This window comes from Tardiphaga sp., from assembly GCF_041424195.1.
Classification (GTDB): Bacteria; Pseudomonadota; Alphaproteobacteria; order Rhizobiales; family Xanthobacteraceae; genus Tardiphaga.
The window spans coordinates 19,045-37,565 of sequence record NZ_JBGMOE010000224.1 but is presented as its reverse complement, the minus strand read 5'-3'; the positions used below and the strand labels follow the sequence as shown (position 1 = coordinate 37,565).

The following is an 18,521-nucleotide window of genomic DNA, read 5'->3' as shown; positions in this document are numbered from 1 at the left end:
CTTTCAGAGGATGAAGGCCGATGGCAAAGCAGCGAACCCACAGCGTCGAGTTCAAACGGCAGGTGTCGCAGGACTATCTGAGCGGCGAGACGCTGCACGGGCTCGCTAAGCGGCACAATGTCTCCCGTAACCTGATCCGGATCTGGGTCGACAAGTATCAGGCCGGCGCGCTCGACGAGGACGTCGCTTCCGCCGATCTGCTCGAGACCTACGAAGCGCGCATTGCTGCGCTCGAGCGCCTGGTTGGCAAGCAGGCTCTCGAACTGGAGTTTCTAAAGGGGGCTCTTCGGCCACGACCTCGGCCGAGAAGCGAGACCACATCCGCTATTGTAGGCCCCGCGGCATCAGCGTTGCCGAGGGATGCAGGCTGATGGGAATGGCCCGCTCCACTTTCTACGACGAACCGATCCGTGCGGCCGACGACACCGCCATCGTCTCGGCGATGGCTGGGATCTGCGACGAGTTCGGGCACTATGGCTGGCGCCGGGTCCAGGCCGCCCTCAGGCAGCAAGGCGTGGTCGTCAATCACAAGAAGGTCCGCCGTCTCATGCGCGAGCATGACCTCCAACCCAGAATGCGACGCCGATTCACGACAACGACCGATAGCGATCACGACCAACCGATCTTTCCAAACCTTGCCAAGACCGTGGCCATGGACCGACCCGACCACGCTCGCTGCCCTTTCCGTCGCGATCGAGGGGCGACAGCCGCCGCCCGGCTGCGTCCATCATTCCGATCGCGGATCCCAATACGCCGCCAAGGTCTACCGCGACTGCCTGGCCGATCACGGCATCGAAGGGTCCATGGGGGCGGCGAGGCAATCCGTACGACAACGCCAAGGCCGAAAGCTTCATGAAGACGCTCAAGGTTGAGGGTGTCTATCCAATGGCGTTCGAGACATTCGCCGACGTCGTCGAAAATCTTTCCCAATTCGTCGATGGCGTCTACAATACCCGAAGGCTCAACTCGGCCCTCGGCTATATTAGTCCTGTACAGTTTGAGACCCAACACGCCCGGCAGACAGTCAATCCAGTGGCCTGACCCCGTCCACCTCGGGGGGCCCACTCCATTACGGGGTCAATATTGCAGGCCGAATGACAGGCCGCTTATGCGGGACCGCAAGCCGGGGACGCATCCGGTGCATCACACATCCGTCTGTCGGGACCGGGCGGCGCAACAATAATGCGAAGCGGTCGCCGCTTCGCATTAAAAAACGCGCCACGACAAAACAGGAGGCTCGCATGCCAGGGGCAGTTCGAGCCTGGCTCCTGCGCTAACGACGCTGGCCGTCCCGATCACTGGCTGGTCGCGCGCGTTGTCGCTGGCCCCTTCGGTGCCTGCGCAACGATCGGCAGTGCTATCGGGATCGGTGCCGCGCCGTCAGCAATCGGACTGACCGTCAGTTCGACGCGTTGCGGCAGGTCCTTGCGGTCGGACCACCTCTCAGGGCGGCTGCCGTCCGCGCCGACGGGAGCGAAGGAGAACCGGAAGGCGCCGGTCATGATCGCAGTCGCCGTGCCGAACGAACGGGGATCGACATCCAGCAGATACGGGCTGAAGCGGCCAGAATAGTTGACCAAAGCGTCACCGCTGCGCGTCCGTTCGATCACATAGGCGCTGATCAGCAGCCCGCCGGCCTCGCTGCCAGGGCGTGCCGGCCGCACGAACACCACGACGTCGCGGCTGGTGCGGAACGCGAGTCCGCTCTGTCCTGTTCCCGGCAGCGGGATCGCCTGCGCGAGGTCGGCGGAGAGGCGGGCCGTCAACTGCATCCAGGCGTCGGAATCCTGGATCATGGCAGCGCCGCGCCACCACTGTTCGACCATCCGGCCGACGAATGGTAGCACCATCGCCGCAAATGCAGCCGTCAGCGCCACCGCGGCCAGCACCTCCAGTAGTGCAAAGCCGCGGCGACGATTACCTCGGTGCGTCGAGCCTGATGGCTTCAAACGACAGTCTCCTTCCGGATGGGCCACGTACAAAGATCGTCATCTGTTGTGGGCGCGCGCCGCCGACATCGGCCGCGCGTAGTTTCTCCATCGCCTCGAGCCTGTCGGGGGCAGGGGCCAGCCCGCTCTCGCGCGCTTCGATGACGAGCGGGGCGATCTCGGTCCTGTAAGCGAAGCGGCCGACCTGGCCGTCGCCTCGAAATCGTCCGTTATCCGATGAGGCCTGGCTGGCAATGCTGCGCGCGATATTTAATGCTGCGACCCGCTCCATGGGGCGCTTGTGGCCCTGCCACGCGCTCGCGAGGACCTGCGCCAATACGCCGATGAACAGCGCGGCAACAGCCAGCGCGACGAGGACGTCGAGCAGCATGAAGCCGGCGCGGCACTCAGTGCGCCTCGCGGCAAACCGGACTCTGCCGTTCGGACGCATTCTGTCTTCTCCGTCAAATCCACATGGACCGTTGGAAGCTTCGAAGCCGCTTCTCCAGCACGGAGCTCTGCGCATCTGCTGAGCGACGCCGGCTCCCTGACCCAGGATGGCTATCCACTGCCTTGCAATATCTCGACATGACCGGTGAGCCAGTTGAGGCGAACCCGGCTGGTGCGATCACCGCGGGCGAAACGGAACACGCCGCCGCAATTGCTGCCGTCCGCACGAAACGCGATCACGATGCGCTCGCCGCTTGCTTCGCAGCGGCTTCCTGCCAGCAATCCGACCTCGACATCGGTAGGAATGGAGACGACGTGCTTTCCCGTCTGGATAGTCCGGCGGCGCCGGTCGAAAACGGCATAGACCTCGCTGCCACGGGCGATGGCACTCGTGCGCGCATCGCGCAGCAGCGTTGCCGTGCCAATCGACAAGGCGCGAAACCTCGGCTGGTTGGTCCCTTGCGTGAGCGCAGGAAAAGCCATCACGACCAAAAACCCGATCAACGCCAGCGCGGCGACCAGTTCAAGCAGGATGTAGCCGGCCGAGCCGCCGTTATGTGGCCTCGATGCGCTACCAGCTCGTGACGTCCGCAGCACTGTCGTTTCCTCCCTCGCGGCCGTCGGCACCGAGCGAGACGATTTCGTAGGCGCGCCCGTCTTTGCCCGGGGATTGATACAGATAGTCATGATTCCAAGGATCGCGGGGAACGGTTGTCGACTTCACATAGGGTCCGTTCCAGCTACTTCCGCTGGACGGGCGCACGACCAGTGCCGCGAGGCCTTCGCTGGTGCTCGGATAGCGGCCGGTGTCGAGAAAGAAAAGATCTAGCGCGCTCTTGAGGCTTTCGACCTGCACCTTGGCGGTGCGGCTCTTTGCCTGAGCAAGCTGGTTGAACACGCGCGGCGCGGCGAGGCCGACGATCAGCCCGATAATGGCGAGCACGACCAGCATCTCGACAAGCGTGAAGCCCGCGCGACGCGCAATGAGTGTTCGCGAACGACCGCGGCGATCGCGCTGTCGTAACACACTTGGCATGTCATCGGATCGTGTTGTCATCTTCCGCCCCGCTATTGAACCGCGTCATTTACGCTGATGAGCGCCGACATGATCGTGACCATGAGGCCGCCGATCAGCCCGGCGATGCACAGGATCGCGATCGGGCCGATCAGGCCGGCGATCTGATCCAACCGCTTTTCCAGCTTGCGTCCGTATAGCCCTCCGGCCTCGGCTGCGACCTTCGCCAATTCGCCAGTCTCTTCGCCGATTCGCACCATGCGGATGGCCACCGGTGGGAAGAGACTGCTGGCACCGAGCGCTTCGTGGAGCCGTCCGCCCCGCCGCACCGCATCTCGCGCCGTTGCAAGTGCCGTTCGTGCCTCGATGCCGAACATGTTTCCAAGCACGGCAAGGGCCTCGGTCAGCGGAACGCCCTGGCCGACCAGAACTGCGAGGTTTGACAAAAAACGCGTCGTCAGCCACAGCGTGGCGACTCCCCGGATCACCGGCAGCCGCAACAGCGACAGGGTGATGGCGGCGCGCGCTGCCGGACTTCGCCAGGTCGCGAGCGTCGCCGCAAGCAGCAATGCTGCGCAGATCGCAAGCGACTGTCCGTTGTCGACGAGCAGGCGCGACAACTCCATCAGGCCGCTGACGAGAATGCCGGGATCCTTGCCTGAGTCGGCGAACAGCGACGAGAATTGCGGAATGACCTGGACCAGAAAAAACACCAGCACCAGCACTGCCGACGAGATCAAAAAGGCGGGATAGCGAAGTGCGCCTTGTACTTTTTCGTTCAAGCGATGTCCGCGTTCGCGTTCGGCGGCGCTGGCTGCGATGACGCCGTCCAGGTCGCCTGTAACCTCCGCGACCCGAGTCATCGCGACGAGATCGCCGGAGAACACGTCCTTGTGCCGCCCAAGCGCCTGCACCAGGGTCGAACCGCCCAAGATGTCGCTGCGCAATTGCGCCACCGTTTGGGCGAGGCGGGACGGCAGGTCACGGCCGGCGACCTCCAGCGCTTCGTCAAGCGGCAGCCCGCTTCGCAGCACCAGCGCCAGCTCGCCCAGAAAGGCCGTCACCGCGCGCTGATTGATCGGCCAGGAAAGAAACGCACCGTTCTGGCGGTCGCCGAGCTTTTTGATAGAGACGAGCATCAGCCCGCGGCGGCCGAAATCGGCCACGAGCGCCGCATCATCCGCCGCCTCGACCTCTCCCGTGAGCGACGCTCCTTCGAGCGACAGGGCGGTATATTTGAAACGGGTCATGGCGATGTCCGCCGTTATTGTCATCGGCTCCATTACCTAAGACAACCGATGCAACCGAATGCGAAATCGTCTGCGTGATTGATCTGCATCCGCCATCCATCGTGGCCGCCTCGTCACACCTCGTCATCGCCCAGTCTGGTCGCGCGCAGGGCGGCAACCCGGAAAACCTCGTCGAGCGAGGTCACGCCACTAAGGCAACGCGCACGGCCGTCTTCCACCATCGTGGTCATGCCTTCGCCGCGCGCGGCCTGTTCGATCGCGGCGTCGTCGGCGCCGGCGAGGATAAACCGGCGTATTGCGTCGGTAATTTCCAGTACCTCGAAAATTGCCCGCCGGCCGCGATATCCCGTCTGGTTGCAGCGCTCGCAACCGACCGGTTCGTAAAGCGTCATGCCGGTTTCGATGGCAAGCGCGACAAAACGCGGATCGCGTTGTCGCCGCTCCTCGGTCACCTGTGTCGTTCGGCGGCAGTCGGGGCACAGGATCCGCACCAGCCGCTGTCCGATCACGGTGGTCAGGGTCGAGGCGAGGAGATAAGGCTCGATGCCGATATCCACCAGACGGGTGACGGCTGCGGCTGCGGTATTGGTGTGCAAGGTCGTCATCACCAGATGACCGGTCAGCGAGGCCTGGATGGCGATCTTGGCGGTTTCCGCATCGCGGACCTCGCCGACCATGATGACGTCGGGGTCCTGGCGCAGGAATGCCTTCAGGGCCGTGGCGAAGGTCAGCCCGACGGCTTGCCGAACCTGCGATTGGGCGACGCCGGGAATGGCATATTCGACCGGATCCTCGATTGTCAGGATTTTGCGCGTGGCATCGTTGAGCAGCGCGATCGCCGCCGCGAGAGTCGTAGTCTTGCCGCTGCCGGTCGGTCCTGTGACCACGAACAGGCCGTGCGGCATGTTGAGCTGCCGCCGTAGCACGTCGTCGTCGCGCGGGCTGAAGCCGAACTGTCCGAACTCCACCAGGCGGTTGCCGCGTTCGAGCAGGCGCAGGATTGCTGCTTCGCCGCCGGTGGTTGGCATTGTGGCGACGCGGATGTCGAACTCGCGGCCGCGGGCCCGAATCCGCGTCCGGCCATCCTGGGGGACGCGATGTTCGGCGATGTTGATGCTCGACAGGATTTTCACACGCGAGATCAGTGCCCGCAGCGCAATGCCGCGGATCGGCGGCAGCGTCCGCATGATCCCGTCAACCCGGACGCGGACCTGAAAGTCACGCTGCGATGGCTCGATGTGGATATCAGTCGCCCGCATGGCCACGGCGCGATCGAAGATGTCTTCCAACGCTCGCACCACAGGAGCGCCGCTGGCGAGGTCGCGCAGGCTGTCGATCTCGTCGCTGCCGGACGGATCGTCGCTGCGCTGATCGCTCGCAGCCGCCTCGGTGTCGCTGCCTTTGTTGAGCGCGATTTCGATGTCCTCGAAAGTCGCAATTTCCAGGATGATGTTGTCACCCATCGTCAGCGCGATCGCGTCGATGGCGTCGCTCTGGGCCGGATCGGCGATCGCGAGTCTCAGTTCGCCGTCGGCGGTGCAGTACGGGTAAATGCCGGCGTCGTGTAGGAATGATTGCGAGAACCGGTCGGTCAGCGAAGTCCCGCTGCGAAGGCCTTCGAGGGTGACGCGCGGAAAGTTGTATGCGCTGGCGATGAAGTCAGCGAATTCTGTAGGCCGGATGCCGGAGACGTCAAGTAACTTGCGATACGAGCCGATCGTCGCAACATCTTCCGCGGCGGTCATCGCGCTGGCGACGCCGGGCGCAAGCGCGCCGATGTCGACGAGCCGTTCGGCGAAGAGGGCTAGATTCACGGCACCGGCTCCATCAACGCGTTAATTCAGCCCGCCGCGTCGGACCGGCGGGAAGTGGAACGGGGGCGTTGGCGCGCTTCAAGAATTCCAGCGTGACGGATTGCGCGTCGTTGGCGAGAACGACGTGATTGGGGGCGATTTTGGTGACCAGCCATCCGTCAACCTCGGTGCCCATGGTAACCGGGAACGCTTTCGTGTCCCTTCCGCGTTTGAGCAACGCCATCTGGATACCGGAACCAAGGATGATCGCGTTGAGAGTGACGTTCGGCTGTTGCGGCCGCAGTGCATCCGCTGTCTGGCGCGGTCTCTCCTCCGGCGGCGGTCGCCGCGTCGACGAGAATAGCGGACGTTGCCGCGTGGCAGTGAGCCGGTCGAGCGTCGGCATCTCGGCGGCATCGACCGCTGTCGGCACCAACAAAGTCGGGTAAGCACCGATTGTGCCTAGAAGCAGAGCACTGCAGGAGAGGATGCCGTGGCGAATTCGGGCGCCGATCAAGTCACGCGCGCGTCCGGATGTTGCGCATGGTCCAGCGGGGCAGCGAGATCGAACGAGATTGCAACAGGATCGCCGTCTCTCAGGCGATATTTGTCCCTGCGGATTCGGCATGATCACGGTGCACTCCGCCAGAATGCGCTCAGCGTCAGCGATGCTTGCAGCAAGGGCATCTGCGCTTTCTCGTTCTTACCCGATGAACGCTCCACGAGCTGCAATGCAAGGTCATCGATGAAGATCAACGGCGCGCCGATCTCGAGATTGAACAATGTACGTTGAATGGCTTCGATCTGCCCTTCGATGACTGCCTGTATTTCGATCCGCCGCGTCGTCGTATCGTTGCCGCGTTCGATGGAGGCCTGCGTTGACAACACCGCGCCATTGGCCTTCATGACCACAGCACGAATTAGCCGATCGACTTCGGCAGCCGCTGTGGTCTCGGTCTCCGCCGCGACGAAGGGAAGGTCGGGGACCGTGATATCGGTTGTCGTCACGGTCGCGTTGCCCTTTGCGCGGCCGGACAGTCGCTCGATCAAATCCAGCTTGGTATCGCGCTCGACTCGCGCGATGTCCAATCTGTCCTGCGCTATGGCGATGTAGGAAATAATTCCTCCAAAGAGACTGGCGATGACCGCAGGTGCGGCAATGCGGCGGTCCAGTGTCAAATTCTTCGTCGCAAGGCTTTTGGCGAAGTGGTCCATGGTGAATCGCCAGCTAGATATTCTCGTCAAGCTCGTGATGAGAATTTGATACGCATCTCTGACGGGATTGGTAGCGCGCTTTCCGGCCGGGATCATCGTGCAGCCCCCGGTGCATCGGCGGCACGCATTTCCAGGTGGAAACGGTCCGTTCGTCCGTCTTCGAGCCGTGTCGTTGCAGCCGTGTATTTGACATCGGTAAAGCGTCCTGACCGCTCCAGCGCAGGCACGAGCTCAAAACTTCGAGCCGAGATGCCGGAAACGCGGATCAGATCTTTCTCGAAACGCAAATCGACCAGATAAGCGTGATCGGGCAAGATCTGAGACATGGCATCGACGAGTTCGACGACATAGGGCCGCGACGCGCGCTGTATGCGCAGCGTTTCCGCGGCAGTCTGGCCGGAACTGCCACGCCCGGCGGCGAGCTGCGCCTTGCGGGCTATCATCTGCTGGTCGAGTTCGACTAGTTCCGCATCGATGTCGGCCATGCCCCATTGCACGCTGGCGAACCAGCCGGCGATGGCGACAGCAACAAGCACAAGCGCCATCACCACCATACGTCGGATGGAGTTCCGCTGCGTATTGTCCTTGCCGGCGACCGGAATGATCAGGGCTTCGCGATCGTCGGCTCGGCGCGACACCAGCTGCAATCGGGCCGCAAGCGGCGCGAGCATGGCGACGATACGATCGACGGCTGAGCGCGGCACGATGCCGACTTCCACGGCGACCCGCTTTGAATCGTCGAGCATCGGCCGGCTGATGATCTGATGATAGACATCGGTTGCGCGCCATGGGCTGATGCGCTCGATATGATGTGATACGAAAGCGTCGAGATAGGCGACATTGTCGATCCCGATGGGCTGCAGATGGCGCCGCCACACCCAGGCGGTCGGCAACTCGATGTCGATCGAACTGCCTGCGAGCTGCGCGGCGAGGCTCGGCGGCTCGAACCGCAATGCGGCGTCACCCGCCACGAGTCGTCCGAGCGGCCGGTGGTGCGCATCGAACACCGTGTTGTCGGCGGCAAGATCGATCTGGAAGGCCGGCCGCCTGTCAAAGCGGACGACACCAGCGGTGACCGCTTCGCTCAGCCCGTCGACCAACCACCGCAGGGACGCCTTGACCGCTTTCAGCATGGTATCCTCCGATTATTGTCAGAGATCGAGCGGCTGCCATGAGAGCACGCGTGTCTCCGCCTTCGGCCCCTCTGGAACTGTGATGACGAATTCGTAGGTGCGTCTGAAACGATGATCGACAGCGACGCGGGCGATGACCTTGACGGCCCGCACGGGTGGAAATCCGGCATAGGGGCGCGTCGCTGCCGGGAGCTGGATCAGCGCGTCGTCCACGGTCGCAAAACCGCGGCGGCGGCGCTCGAGAAAATCGTTGGCGCGCTCCTCGTCGCCCTCCATCAGCGCCGTTACGACGAGGCGATCCGCCAGCACGGGGTCCACCTTGGCCGATCTGCTCGCCACCGTGAGCGCCGGGCGGATCGTGCGGTACAACGGTTCCGGCACCCCCCAGGCATCGATGATCTGCTCGGTTCGCACGAAGACGAGAGCGGCGCCATTCGCAGCCGTCGGTGAGGAATCCAAAGCGGCCGGACGTGGCGACGTGGGCTGCTTGCGGCCTTGGCTCCATTCCGCCCGGCTGGCGAGTTGGTCGGCAAGGTCGCGATCCGCGCCCGCGGCGACAAACAGGGCGGCGAGCAATTTCGGTGGCGCGAGATTGATATCGATCCGTGCCGTTTCGGCGACATACTGGATATCGACGCTCGAGAACGGCAGCCGCGCGATGAAAGACCCGCCGCGCCGGACACCCGGCAGATCCGACTGCAGGTGATAGGCAACAAGCTGCGCCGCATCGCGGCCAAGTTCGTCCGCGCGCATTTGATCGGTGAACACGGTCGCCGCCGCGGCGCCGCTGACCGATACGCGCAGAGCTGCGATGGCTAGGTTGGAAATCAGGGTGACGAATACGAGAACGACAAGCAGCGCGGCGCCCCGTCGTGGATGGGCCAGATCAGTCAAACACTCGAAGCGCGATACGGGATGCGTCGTCATGATGCCCCCCCGAGCCAGTCGGACGATAGTGCATGCGCCATGTGCGTGAGCCATGCCGCCGGCGCCAGAAATGCGCCGAAGGGCAGGACGCCGCCGCGGCGTGTGTCATTGCGGGCCTCGACAAGAACGATGGCCAACGCCGCCAATGCGGCGAGTTCGAGCGCGACGGCCTGCTGCACCACACCGAGCCAGATGCCGGACGCGCCCATCAGCTTGACGTCGCCGAAACCGAGTCCCTCGCGTCCGCTGATGGCGCGAAATCCGCGGCCGACGAGCCACAGGAATACGGCGGCGGTCAGACCTCCGGAGAGCACGGCGCCGAGTGTCGTCAGGCACGCCGCCGCCGACTGGCCGGCCATCACGGAGAGCGTCGCGATTTGGGCGAGCCCCAGCACGGCGATCATGCCCGATGCTTCGTCCGGAATTAGGAAGTCGGCGAGATCGTTGCGGATAACAACGAGGACTAGCAACCACCATGCGGCGGCAAACGATCCCTGGTTCAGGTCCAGAGTCGCAAGCGCGGCTACCACGCCGGCGCTGCCCGCCGCGATCTCGATTGGTTGGACCGGAGCGGTTCCGCAGAGTTCGCCGGAAAACGTCATCACGCGTTGCCAGACGCGGTCAAAGAAACGCCTGCGCGCGGGATGACGGTCCACAGCTTCTTCCGCGTTCGCTTTGGCGGTATTCATCACTTTGCCCCCACTCGTCCCGCAATGTTCAATACCTGCTGCGCACCACGACGCCCCTGCCGGCTTCGATGCTGCGCATGCGGCCTAGGAACTCCTCGGTGACGCGCTGCGCATCCTGACCGCTGGCGATGATCCTCGGCTTGATGAAAATGATCAGTTCGGTGCGCGTCGCCTTGCGGTCGTGCGATGACAGCAGATCGTTCAGGATCTTGATTTCCGACACCACCGGCAGGCCGCTGCGGTCGATGTTGTGTCCGTCGGTAATCAGGCCCGCCAGCAGCACGGTCTGTCCGCTGGCGACCGAGATCACGCTCTTGACCCGGCGCTGCGACAACGTCGGTGTCAGCGTTTCCGGCTGGGCCGATGCGACATTGCTGATCTGCTGCTCCACATTGAGCGTCACGATGCCGTTGGCGTTCACTCGCGGCAGCACGTTCAGAATGATGCCGGTATCCTTCAGGTCCACGCTGTTGACGGTCGCCGTGCCCTCGCTCGACGTCAGCTGCCGGGTCAGGATCGGAACCTGGTCGCCGACCTGAAGGACGGCCGGCTGCCGGTCGACAACGACCAGTGACGGTGAGGACAACACTTTCACGCTGGTGAACTTGGACAGCGCATCGAGCACGATCTGGGGGTCCTGCAAGGCGCCCGAGACCAGATTGAGTCCGGGATAGGTGGTCTGCAGTGGTACGCCGCTCGCGCCGCCGAGGCCCGCAGAGAATTGTCCGTTCTTGAGAAAGAACTGGACGCCGTATTGTAACTCGCTGGTGAGTGTGATCTCGGCGATGGTGACTTCGATGCTGACCTGCGTCGGGAAGCGGTCCATTTCGCGGATCGCGCGCTCCACCATTTGATAGGTCTGCGGGCTGGTTTCAATGAACAGCGCGTTGTTGCTGATATCCGGCGTGACGCGAACCTTGCCGTTGCCCGATCTGCCGGACCGCGGTTCGAAGCCGCCGTTGTCATCGGCGCCCGCCGTCCTTTGCGGGCTGCCGTCGGTGAGCGCTGTCTTGATGACGTTGGGCGCGTTGGCCGTTCCGCCGCCCGACGCCGTCGTCGGCGTTGCCGAGCCGTTGGCTTGGGCAAGCTGCGCAGTCGCGATCTTCTCGCTCCCGAGATTGTCCTGGCCATCCATTCCGGGTTCGAGCTGGTCCGCATCACCCTGGCCGGACGTCGACGCCTGACGTCCGCCGAACATCCGGTTGAGCATCGCCGCCACCGTCTTCGCCTGCGCATATTTGAGTCGATAGACTTTAACCCCAGCGGCGTTCTGATCGGCCTCATCTAGTCGCATCACCCATTTGGTCACGTGGTCGATGGCGTCGCGACGCGACGACACTGCGAGCACGGCATTGAGCCGGCCGATCGGCTGCAACTGAACGACATTCTGCGACAGGCCGCCTTCGCCGGTTCCAAGAATGCGGTTGATCTCGGCGATGACGGTTTCCGGCGCGGCGTGCTCGACGGGCAGGATCGCAACTGATTTGGTCCGCATCCAGTCGACATCCACCATGGCCGCCGCGCCGAGCAGTGCCCGTCGCTCCGCGGTCGTGCCCTGGATCATCAGGAGATTGGCACCGGGTTCGACCCGCACGGTGCCGGTGCGGCCGCCGAGGCCGTCGAGAACCTTGGCGAGATTGGCGGCCGGCATGTATCGGGCGGCGATGACAGTGGTGCCATAGCCATCGGTGACCGACTGGAATCCTACATTCAGGAGACCACGCGCATCCGTGATCGGCGAGATGCGATAGATCGCGCCATCCTTGTTCAAGGTGGCATTGATTGTGAGCAGCGAGGCCTCAAGCAGCGCAATGAGGCTGCTGCGCGGGATCGGCTGGGACGACGCCAGATTGATCTGGCCGGTCACCCGCGGGTCGATCATATAGTTGGCGTTCATGATGTCACCGAGGATCGCCTTGCTGACGGCGGCGACATCGGTGTTTTCGAAATTGAGTTGATACGATCGACCATCCGAACTTGGCGCGACCGGCGATACGGTGCCGACGGTCTCCGATGATCGTCCGGACTCATTGATGGATACGCGGTCCGGCGCCGTTCCGGTAAAGACCTGTCCCGCCCTGGCAGCGCTGCTGCCTGCCACGGTTCCATAGCCGCGGCTTCGCACGACAGGCGGTGCAGCCGTGTCACCGAGACCGAAACCTGAAAAGCGACTATCCGGTGCAAACTTCTTACCGCTGTCGTCGATGACATCCTGCAAGTCAGTCGTCGTGCAACCCGCAGCGATGAATGCGATGGTGACGAGGAGGCCGATCGCACGCATGCGGACGCATGGACCTTGCTTCAACCCATTCGACAAATGCCCACCAGACTGTGTGCGGCGGCCAAGACGCGGATCCCACATCACTTCACTCCAAGGTAACTCGGCCTTCGTTCGGCGCACTACATTTCACGCGCGGGCAGTTCCAAATGAGCGACCGCGTCTGAGAGGTGAACGAAGCTCCGATGGAGCAGCGTCGCATCGTTTCGGCGCATATTTCTCTTCCGCACGACCTATTGCGTCAGTGCATTTGCACACCGCCGCTTGCTGCAGAGACAATCGTGGACATCGGAATGCGAAGGACGATTGGTCAATTCTTCGCTTTGGTAGTCCTGATCTTCATGTCCGCCGTGAAAGCTTCGTTCATCTCCGATCGACGTCCCGAATTGATCACCCGCGGCTTCCGCGTCAGCGTTGCCTGCGAACCGCGGTCGAGATGTTGGGCACAATGAAGGATGGCGTGCTTCAGTTCGATCTGGATCGTGCGCACGGTGACCTCAAAGCGCTTCGCCAGGACAGGTATGGGGACATCGTTCAATGCGACCGCGACGATGATGTCGCGGCGTCGACGCGGAAGTTCGTGCAGCGCCCGCGTGAGCGCCTCGATCTCCGAGCGGGACTCGACGATCCGAACCTGATCGGGAGTGTCGTCTGCGATATCGAGCAATGCGTCGAGATCCGAAGAGATTCCCCGACGTTTTTCGGAGACAAGCCGGTTAATCGCAAGATTGTAGGCGGCGCGGAGCACGTAAGCGCGAGGTTTTTGCACCGACTCCGGAATGGCGGAAGAGCTCAAGCGCAGAAACGTGTCCTGCAAGGCCTCGCATGCAAGTTCGGCCGAACCCAGCCGGGCGGTTAAGCGCCGCTTGAAATCGTCGTATCCGGTCACAAGAATGTCCAGCAAAGCAGATTGGTTCGTCTTCGACATCACCCGCGCCCCCGCGACCGTCTCGACCACAGCCGAAATGGTATCATCCTGAAGTTGTGTTACACCGAGAGTGCAGCGAGGTGACTTGGCGATGACGTGTCGATGGCAAGTGAGTCTAATTGATGGGTCATGTGCAGAGCGCTGACGCTGTTCGTACCTGACGCGATCCGATAGGCGCGCACGGCGCTGTCGCGATCGTCGTGTCTGCAAGGCGAACGCGAGCGGCGCGATCTCCAATCCTGTCAGCGCGCATCGCAATCCGGCCGGCAGATTGCGTCATGCGAAACAAAAGAGTCTGCATCATTGTGATGCGTGTGTCCCAACGCTTCGTGGCACGCGCTGTCTAATCGCCTCCAGCGCCTCGCGTGCGAGTGCAAGCGTGGGATCGAGCGCAAGCGCGTATCGCAGGCTGATCTCGGCCCCAGCAAGCTGCTGCATCGCAACCAATGTCTGTCCCAAGGCCAGGTAAAACGCCGGCGACTGACGCTGATCGAGTTGGACCGCGTGTTCGAAATGCTTCAATGCCGTTTCGAAATCGCCGTTTGCCCGTGAGGCGAGGGCGAAAGCCGCGTGGGCAGGCGCGCTGCGCGGCGCGCGGCGAAGAGCGTCCCTGTATTGTGCGGTCGCATCTTCGATGCGGCTCGCTGCGACCAGGGCGTCGGCAAGTGCTAGTCGCGCGTCGATCAGCTCGGGCGCCAGCTCCACTGCACGCTGCGTTAGCGCCAAAGCGCGGTCGTTGTTGCCGTCCGCGCGCTCCAGGGCGCCGAGATTGCATAATGCATTCACATGATCGGGGTCGTTCAATAGAAGACGATCAAAGCATGTCTTCGATCGGCGACTGTCATTGTCGCGATGATGTCGAACCCCTCGAGCGAATAGCGCGTGGGACAGGGCGTCATCGTTGGTCCGCCGGCGCGGTATCTCGGCCGCGTCGATGGGCGGCTCTGCGCGCACCCACGACCATAATGCTTGTCGCACCTCCAGCACGACCGTGTCCCAGTCGTGCAGTGTGTGCTGACGAAACAGCCTGGCTTGTGGATACCATGGTGTAGTTTCGCAGCGTCGCATCCAGCGCCAGTCGTTGCGTGCGGCCAGAAGAATCCAGACAGGCTTGGCGAGAGCGCCCGCAAGATGCGCCACTGCACTGTCGATCGAGATCACCAGATCCAGATTGGCAACGATGGCGGCTGTGTCGGCGAATGACGATATTTCGTGCTTTTCGCCCGGATCGAGAAGGGCGCATCCGGCACCCGCGAACTGTTCGTGGCCCGCACCGAATTGCAGCGAGACGAACTGCGCAGCGGGGCAGGCGAATAGCGGACGCAACGCTGCTAGCGGCATCGATCGCCAGCGATCGCACGCGTGAGCAGGATTGCCCTGCCAGACGATACCCACGGCAAGCCCTGGCTCCAGGCCGAGGCGTTGTTTCCATCGTGCCGTCAGTTCCGCATCGGCGTGAAGATAAGGCAGCTCGCCCGGAACATTGTCGGGCACCGTCCCGAATAGGCCGGGCAGAGACATCAGGGGCGCCCAGACGTCACAGGCGGGCGCTGGCGCCTGCATGTCTGCGAACTGATCGATGCCGGCGACCGTGCGCAGCAGCGGTATCAATGCCCTTTCGGCCTGCAGGACGACACGAGCGCCGCGCGCCTTCACCAGAGCTGCATAGCGAACGAACTGGATGGTGTCGCCGAGACCTTGCTCCGCTTGCAACAGAATGGTCTTTTCGGCCAGAGACTCGCCTGTCCAGCGTGGGGCATCGACTGTCGCCGGGGCGTGTTGATAGCGGGGATCCCGCCAGCGCCATTCGTATTCGTGCCATGCACTGACCCAATCGCCGCTGGTGAACAGGCTGACAGCGAGCGCCGTGTGAATCTCGGCGCGTTCGGGCTCGCGCGCCAACACTCTTGCGAAGAGGGCCAGTGAGCCTTCGGTGTCGCCGGTGTCGCTGAGCAGCGCAGCAAGGTCGGCCTGCAGCTCGAAATGATCGGGCATGCAGGCCAGCGCGTCGCGGTAAGCATCTATCGCGAGATCAAACAGGCCGAGCTCGGCGTAACATTTCGCGACGTTCAGGCGCGCGATCTGATGTTGTGGCTGCAGCAACAATGCCGCTTCGAAGGCGGCTGCGGCCGGCGCGTAACGGGATTCTCTGAGCAGCAATACGCCGAGATTGGCATGCACCGTTGCATCGGCGGGATCGAGTTTGATCGCGATCGACAGCAATTCCTGGGCGCGCTCGGTCTGTCCGAGTCCGGCAGCGACTAATCCGCGCATGTGCTGCACGAAGGCGCTGCCCTGCGAGCCATTCGCTATCGTCTGAAGTAGCGCTTCGGCACCGTGGAATTGCCCCTCGTTGAACAGGGCCACGGCGCGCTCGAGAGCGGCCTGCCGCATTCCAGGCTGGTTGATCGTGTTCGATATCGCCATCCGCGTCCCCCGAGACCCGATGCGACGACGCACAGGCGCCGCGCGAATTCCCGTCACGCCGGTTGGCGTAAAGGCTCACCCTCGGCTGCATGTGCACGCCGCGCCGCGCACCAGTCAGCCCACAATCGTATCAACTCCCGAGCAAGATTTTGCGCGAAGCGCGGCGCGTCGCAGAGCGGCGAGCTTGCCAGGCGCGCCCGCAAGCTGCCGCGCAGCGCGTCGAGATCGTTGCGACGTCGGCTCCAGTCGATGGCCAGCGCAACGTAGTCTTCGCGCGTCTTCGCGCAGAATTCCGGAAGGCCCGCTGCGGTCAGGTGACTGGCGGAATGGCGGCCCGCGAATGTATCCCCGACGAGCGTCACGACTGGCACGCCCATCCACATCGCTTCCAGAGTGGTGACACCGCCCGAATAGGGGAATGGGTCCAGCGCGAGATCCACATCGCGATAGGCGCGCACCAGGCCGGCCTGTTCTTTCTCGCCGACGAGTTCGACGCGCTCGGGATCGATGCCACCGCGCGACAGCACCCGGAGTACAGCCGCGCGCGTCGCGGACTCATCGAGCCCGCCATAGACCATAAGCAGGTGGGCGTCCGGCAGCTGGGCGAAGATGCGGCCCCAGCTTTCGGCCACGGCTGCATTCAACTTGGCGGGTCGATTGAAGCAACCGAATGTGAAGCGCTGCCGCACAAGGCTCGGAAGCGGCCCGACAGACGGCGCATCGATCGGTGGATGGTAGCTTACATAGCAATCCGGCAGTCGGATTACCGGTTCGACATAGCAGTCGTCATGACCGGGCGGGATCTCCACGGCATCGGCCAGAATGCCATCATAGGTGTCGAGGCCGACAGTGCCGACATAACCGGCCCAGCCGAGTTGAATCGGTGCCGCGCGACGCTCGAAGACGCCAAGCCTACTGCCTGCAGTGTGTCCGGAGAGGTCGAAGAGGATGTCGATGCCATCGGCTGTGATCTGCTCGATCACGGCCGCATCGTCGCGGTCAGAAATGTCGCGCCAGGCCACCGCCGCAACCTTGAACCGCTCGCTGAAATCGTCGTCGATCCGCTTGCGGTCGGTCTTGTAGCAGACGATCGGGAAACCGATCTGCGCCAGTTGCTCGAAGGCGGGAAGCGTGAGAAATGCAGCAGCATGGCGGTGCAAGTCGGCGGATACGATGCCCAGCTTCGGCTTCCGCTCCGGTTGCGGCGCATTGCGGAACAGCAGGCGGTCGTGAGGTGGACTGAGGCGAAAAAGCTCGGCCCATCTCTTGTGTTCATTGAACAATTCCCGTTCCGTTACTCCCGGCTTGTGCTGCAGGGCGAACAGCAGCGTTCCCGCGATCTGCGAACTGTCGGGGTTGAGCTTGGCGGCATGACGAAACGCCCCGACGGCTTCCTCGACACGACCTTGGCCGAGTAATCCGAAGCCGCGCGCGATATAATTCTCGGCATATAAAGGGTCGATCGCGATCGCTCGCTCGACATGGTCGAGGCCACGCTGAAAGTGGCGGTGATTGATCAGATACTGGCCGTAGTAATATTGCGGCAGAGCGAGATGGGGTGCGATTCTGGCGGCGGTCTCGAACAGTTGTCCCGCCTCCCTTTCGCGTGCAGCCAGGCCGAAGGTGCGACCGAGCTCGATGATGGCATTGGAGTTGTTGCTGTCGAGCGCCGTGGCGGCGCGCAGATCCTCAACCGCGCGCTCAAGCTGTCCGTCCATCGCGAGCGCCAGGCCCCGGGTGCGATAGGCATCCGCACAGCTGGCATCCAGCAGCAAGGCTTGGTCGAGCGCTTCGAGCGCTTCGCGCCGGCGATTTTCGGTCAGTAGTGCCAGCCCCAGACTGAATTGAGCTAGCGGCATGTTGGGATGTAACCGCAGTCCGCGCTGCAGAAACGGGATGCCTTCGGCAGGGCGCCCCGTACGAGCGAGACAGGTGCCGATCTCGGCGGCTGCCGGTCCGTGCTTGGGCGACACGTGCAATTCGCGGTGGAATGCCGTGATCGCATCTTCGAAACGATCTGCGCGGCAAAGCGCAACGCCGAATTCGAAGTTCAGGTTCGGCAAGTCCGGCGCCAGCCTTATGGCATCTCCAAAGGCGGCGAGCGCCGCCTTCCACTGGCCATCCCGCGCGTGTTCGATGCCTTGGTGCTGCAGGCGTTCGGCTCTGCGCACACGCGACGGATTGGATGCAACACCACAGCTTGCCCCGCTATTTGCATGTGACCCATGCAAATTTATCGCGCTTAAGTTGCCGCTGGGATTGTCTTGCATAGGAAGCCCCGCCGGTGATGCTGCCATGAAGCAGCACCAGCATAGCTCGATCGAAAGAAAACAAAAGTAAATGTTATATGAAAATCATTCGCTGGAGAGATATCAAAGATGTCTAACAGATGCGACGGCGGAAGAGCGGTGATATTAAAAGTATTACTAAGATGGATGTGTCAATTCCATCTTCAGAATACTTTTAACTAGCCGGCATTCACCAGATT

General features: G+C 62.9%; 18 protein-coding genes. 3 read left to right on the top strand and 15 right to left on the bottom strand.

Annotation, left to right across the window (positions count from 1 at the left end; translation table 11 throughout):
* The first annotated feature begins 20 nt into the window (after positions 1-20).
* From ACEK02_RS30695 to ACEK02_RS30685, 3 genes are read left to right on the top strand one after another with little or no spacing between them, the layout of a single operon-like run.
* Positions 21-371 (top strand): transposase, encoded by a 351-nt coding sequence (locus ACEK02_RS30695; protein WP_371425250.1) that lies wholly within the window; start codon positions 21-23, stop codon positions 369-371.
* Positions 371-856, top strand: a complete 486-nt coding sequence (locus ACEK02_RS30690) for an IS3 family transposase (protein WP_371425248.1) — start codon at positions 371-373, stop codon at positions 854-856. Before ACEK02_RS30695 ends, ACEK02_RS30690 begins: the two co-directional genes overlap by 1 nt.
* The gene (locus ACEK02_RS30685; protein WP_371425484.1) at positions 784-1,041 is read left to right on the top strand and encodes an integrase core domain-containing protein; all 258 of its coding nucleotides are present in this window, start codon (positions 784-786) and stop codon (positions 1,039-1,041) included. Before ACEK02_RS30690 ends, ACEK02_RS30685 begins: the two co-directional genes overlap by 73 nt.
* 254 nt (positions 1,042-1,295) lie before the next feature.
* Here ACEK02_RS30685 and ACEK02_RS30680 read toward each other — a convergent pair whose 3' ends face one another.
* The 15 genes from ACEK02_RS30680 to ACEK02_RS30610 form a co-directional block, all read right to left on the bottom strand.
* Entirely contained in the window at positions 1,296-1,949 is a 654-nt protein-coding gene (locus tag ACEK02_RS30680; protein WP_371425246.1) for a prepilin-type N-terminal cleavage/methylation domain-containing protein, read from the bottom strand.
* Positions 1,918-2,319, bottom strand: coding sequence for a hypothetical protein (locus ACEK02_RS30675; protein ID WP_371425244.1), 402 nt, complete (start codon positions 2,317-2,319; stop codon positions 1,918-1,920). The genes ACEK02_RS30680 and ACEK02_RS30675 overlap by 32 nt, the downstream gene beginning before the upstream one ends.
* Positions 2,320-2,489: 170 nt before the next feature.
* Positions 2,490-2,975, bottom strand: a complete 486-nt coding sequence (locus tag ACEK02_RS30670; RefSeq protein ID WP_371425242.1) for a hypothetical protein — start codon at positions 2,973-2,975, stop codon at positions 2,490-2,492.
* Positions 2,950-3,414: a type II secretion system major pseudopilin GspG gene (gene gspG, locus ACEK02_RS30665; RefSeq protein WP_371425482.1), complete on the bottom strand. Its 465-nt coding sequence runs from the start codon at positions 3,412-3,414 to the stop codon at positions 2,950-2,952. Before gspG ends, ACEK02_RS30670 begins: the two co-directional genes overlap by 26 nt.
* Positions 3,415-3,446: 32 nt before the next feature.
* A complete protein-coding gene (locus ACEK02_RS30660; RefSeq protein ID WP_371425240.1) occupies positions 3,447-4,559 on the bottom strand; it encodes a type II secretion system F family protein in 1,113 nt (370 codons plus the stop codon).
* A gap of 197 nt (positions 4,560-4,756) precedes the next feature.
* Complete coding sequence (locus tag ACEK02_RS30655; protein ID WP_371425238.1) at positions 4,757-6,457, bottom strand: GspE/PulE family protein; 1,701 nt, start codon at positions 6,455-6,457, stop codon at positions 4,757-4,759.
* A 13-nt stretch (positions 6,458-6,470) separates the two neighbouring features.
* On the bottom strand, positions 6,471-6,869 hold the full coding sequence (locus ACEK02_RS30650) for a hypothetical protein (protein ID WP_371425237.1): 399 nt from the start codon (positions 6,867-6,869) through the stop codon (positions 6,471-6,473).
* Between the two features lie 197 nt (positions 6,870-7,066).
* Positions 7,067-7,651: a type II secretion system protein GspM gene (gene gspM / locus ACEK02_RS30645; RefSeq protein WP_371425235.1), complete on the bottom strand. Its 585-nt coding sequence runs from the start codon at positions 7,649-7,651 to the stop codon at positions 7,067-7,069.
* Between the two features lie 92 nt (positions 7,652-7,743).
* Positions 7,744-8,784 carry a PilN domain-containing protein gene (locus ACEK02_RS30640; protein WP_371425233.1) on the bottom strand — a complete coding sequence of 347 codons (1,041 nt, stop codon included), beginning with the start codon at positions 8,782-8,784 and terminating at the stop codon, positions 7,744-7,746.
* Positions 8,785-8,802: 18 nt separating this feature from the next.
* Positions 8,803-9,711 carry a hypothetical protein gene (locus ACEK02_RS30635; protein ID WP_371425231.1) on the bottom strand — a complete coding sequence of 303 codons (909 nt, stop codon included), beginning with the start codon at positions 9,709-9,711 and terminating at the stop codon, positions 8,803-8,805.
* Positions 9,708-10,400, bottom strand: coding sequence for a prepilin peptidase (locus tag ACEK02_RS30630; protein WP_371425229.1), 693 nt, complete (start codon positions 10,398-10,400; stop codon positions 9,708-9,710). Before ACEK02_RS30630 ends, ACEK02_RS30635 begins: the two co-directional genes overlap by 4 nt.
* Before the next feature lie 28 nt (positions 10,401-10,428).
* The gene (gene gspD, locus ACEK02_RS30625; RefSeq protein ID WP_371425227.1) at positions 10,429-12,681 is read right to left on the bottom strand and encodes a type II secretion system secretin GspD; all 2,253 of its coding nucleotides are present in this window, start codon (positions 12,679-12,681) and stop codon (positions 10,429-10,431) included.
* Positions 12,682-12,988: 307 nt separating this feature from the next.
* Positions 12,989-13,636, bottom strand: coding sequence for an RNA polymerase sigma factor (locus tag ACEK02_RS30620; RefSeq protein WP_371425225.1), 648 nt, complete (start codon positions 13,634-13,636; stop codon positions 12,989-12,991).
* 270 nt (positions 13,637-13,906) lie between these two features.
* Positions 13,907-16,033, bottom strand: a complete 2,127-nt coding sequence (locus ACEK02_RS30615; RefSeq protein ID WP_371425223.1) for a tetratricopeptide repeat protein — start codon at positions 16,031-16,033, stop codon at positions 13,907-13,909.
* Positions 16,034-16,086: 53 nt separating this feature from the next.
* Entirely contained in the window at positions 16,087-18,204 is a 2,118-nt protein-coding gene (locus ACEK02_RS30610) for a tetratricopeptide repeat protein (protein WP_371425221.1), read from the bottom strand.
* Positions 18,205-18,521: the final 317 nt, after the last annotated feature.

What these genes read in the sequence shown, in the direction of transcription:
- ACEK02_RS30695 (WP_371425250.1), top strand. Translation starts at nt 21, where the DNA reads ATGGCAAAGCAGCGAACCCACAGCGTCGAGTTCAAACGGCAGGTGTCG.
- ACEK02_RS30690 (WP_371425248.1), top strand. Translation starts at nt 371, where the DNA reads ATGGGAATGGCCCGCTCCACTTTCTACGACGAACCGATCCGTGCGGCC.
- ACEK02_RS30675 (WP_371425244.1), bottom strand. Translation starts at nt 2,319, where the DNA reads ATGCTGCTCGACGTCCTCGTCGCGCTGGCTGTTGCCGCGCTGTTCATC.
- gspG (WP_371425482.1), bottom strand. Translation starts at nt 3,414, where the DNA reads ATGCCAAGTGTGTTACGACAGCGCGATCGCCGCGGTCGTTCGCGAACA.
- gspM (WP_371425235.1), bottom strand. Translation starts at nt 7,651, where the DNA reads ATGGACCACTTCGCCAAAAGCCTTGCGACGAAGAATTTGACACTGGAC.
- ACEK02_RS30640 (WP_371425233.1), bottom strand. Translation starts at nt 8,784, where the DNA reads ATGCTGAAAGCGGTCAAGGCGTCCCTGCGGTGGTTGGTCGACGGGCTG.
- ACEK02_RS30635 (WP_371425231.1), bottom strand. Translation starts at nt 9,711, where the DNA reads ATGACGACGCATCCCGTATCGCGCTTCGAGTGTTTGACTGATCTGGCC.
- ACEK02_RS30630 (WP_371425229.1), bottom strand. Translation starts at nt 10,400, where the DNA reads ATGAATACCGCCAAAGCGAACGCGGAAGAAGCTGTGGACCGTCATCCC.
- gspD (WP_371425227.1), bottom strand. Translation starts at nt 12,681, where the DNA reads ATGCGTGCGATCGGCCTCCTCGTCACCATCGCATTCATCGCTGCGGGT.
- ACEK02_RS30615 (WP_371425223.1), bottom strand. Translation starts at nt 16,033, where the DNA reads ATGGCGATATCGAACACGATCAACCAGCCTGGAATGCGGCAGGCCGCT.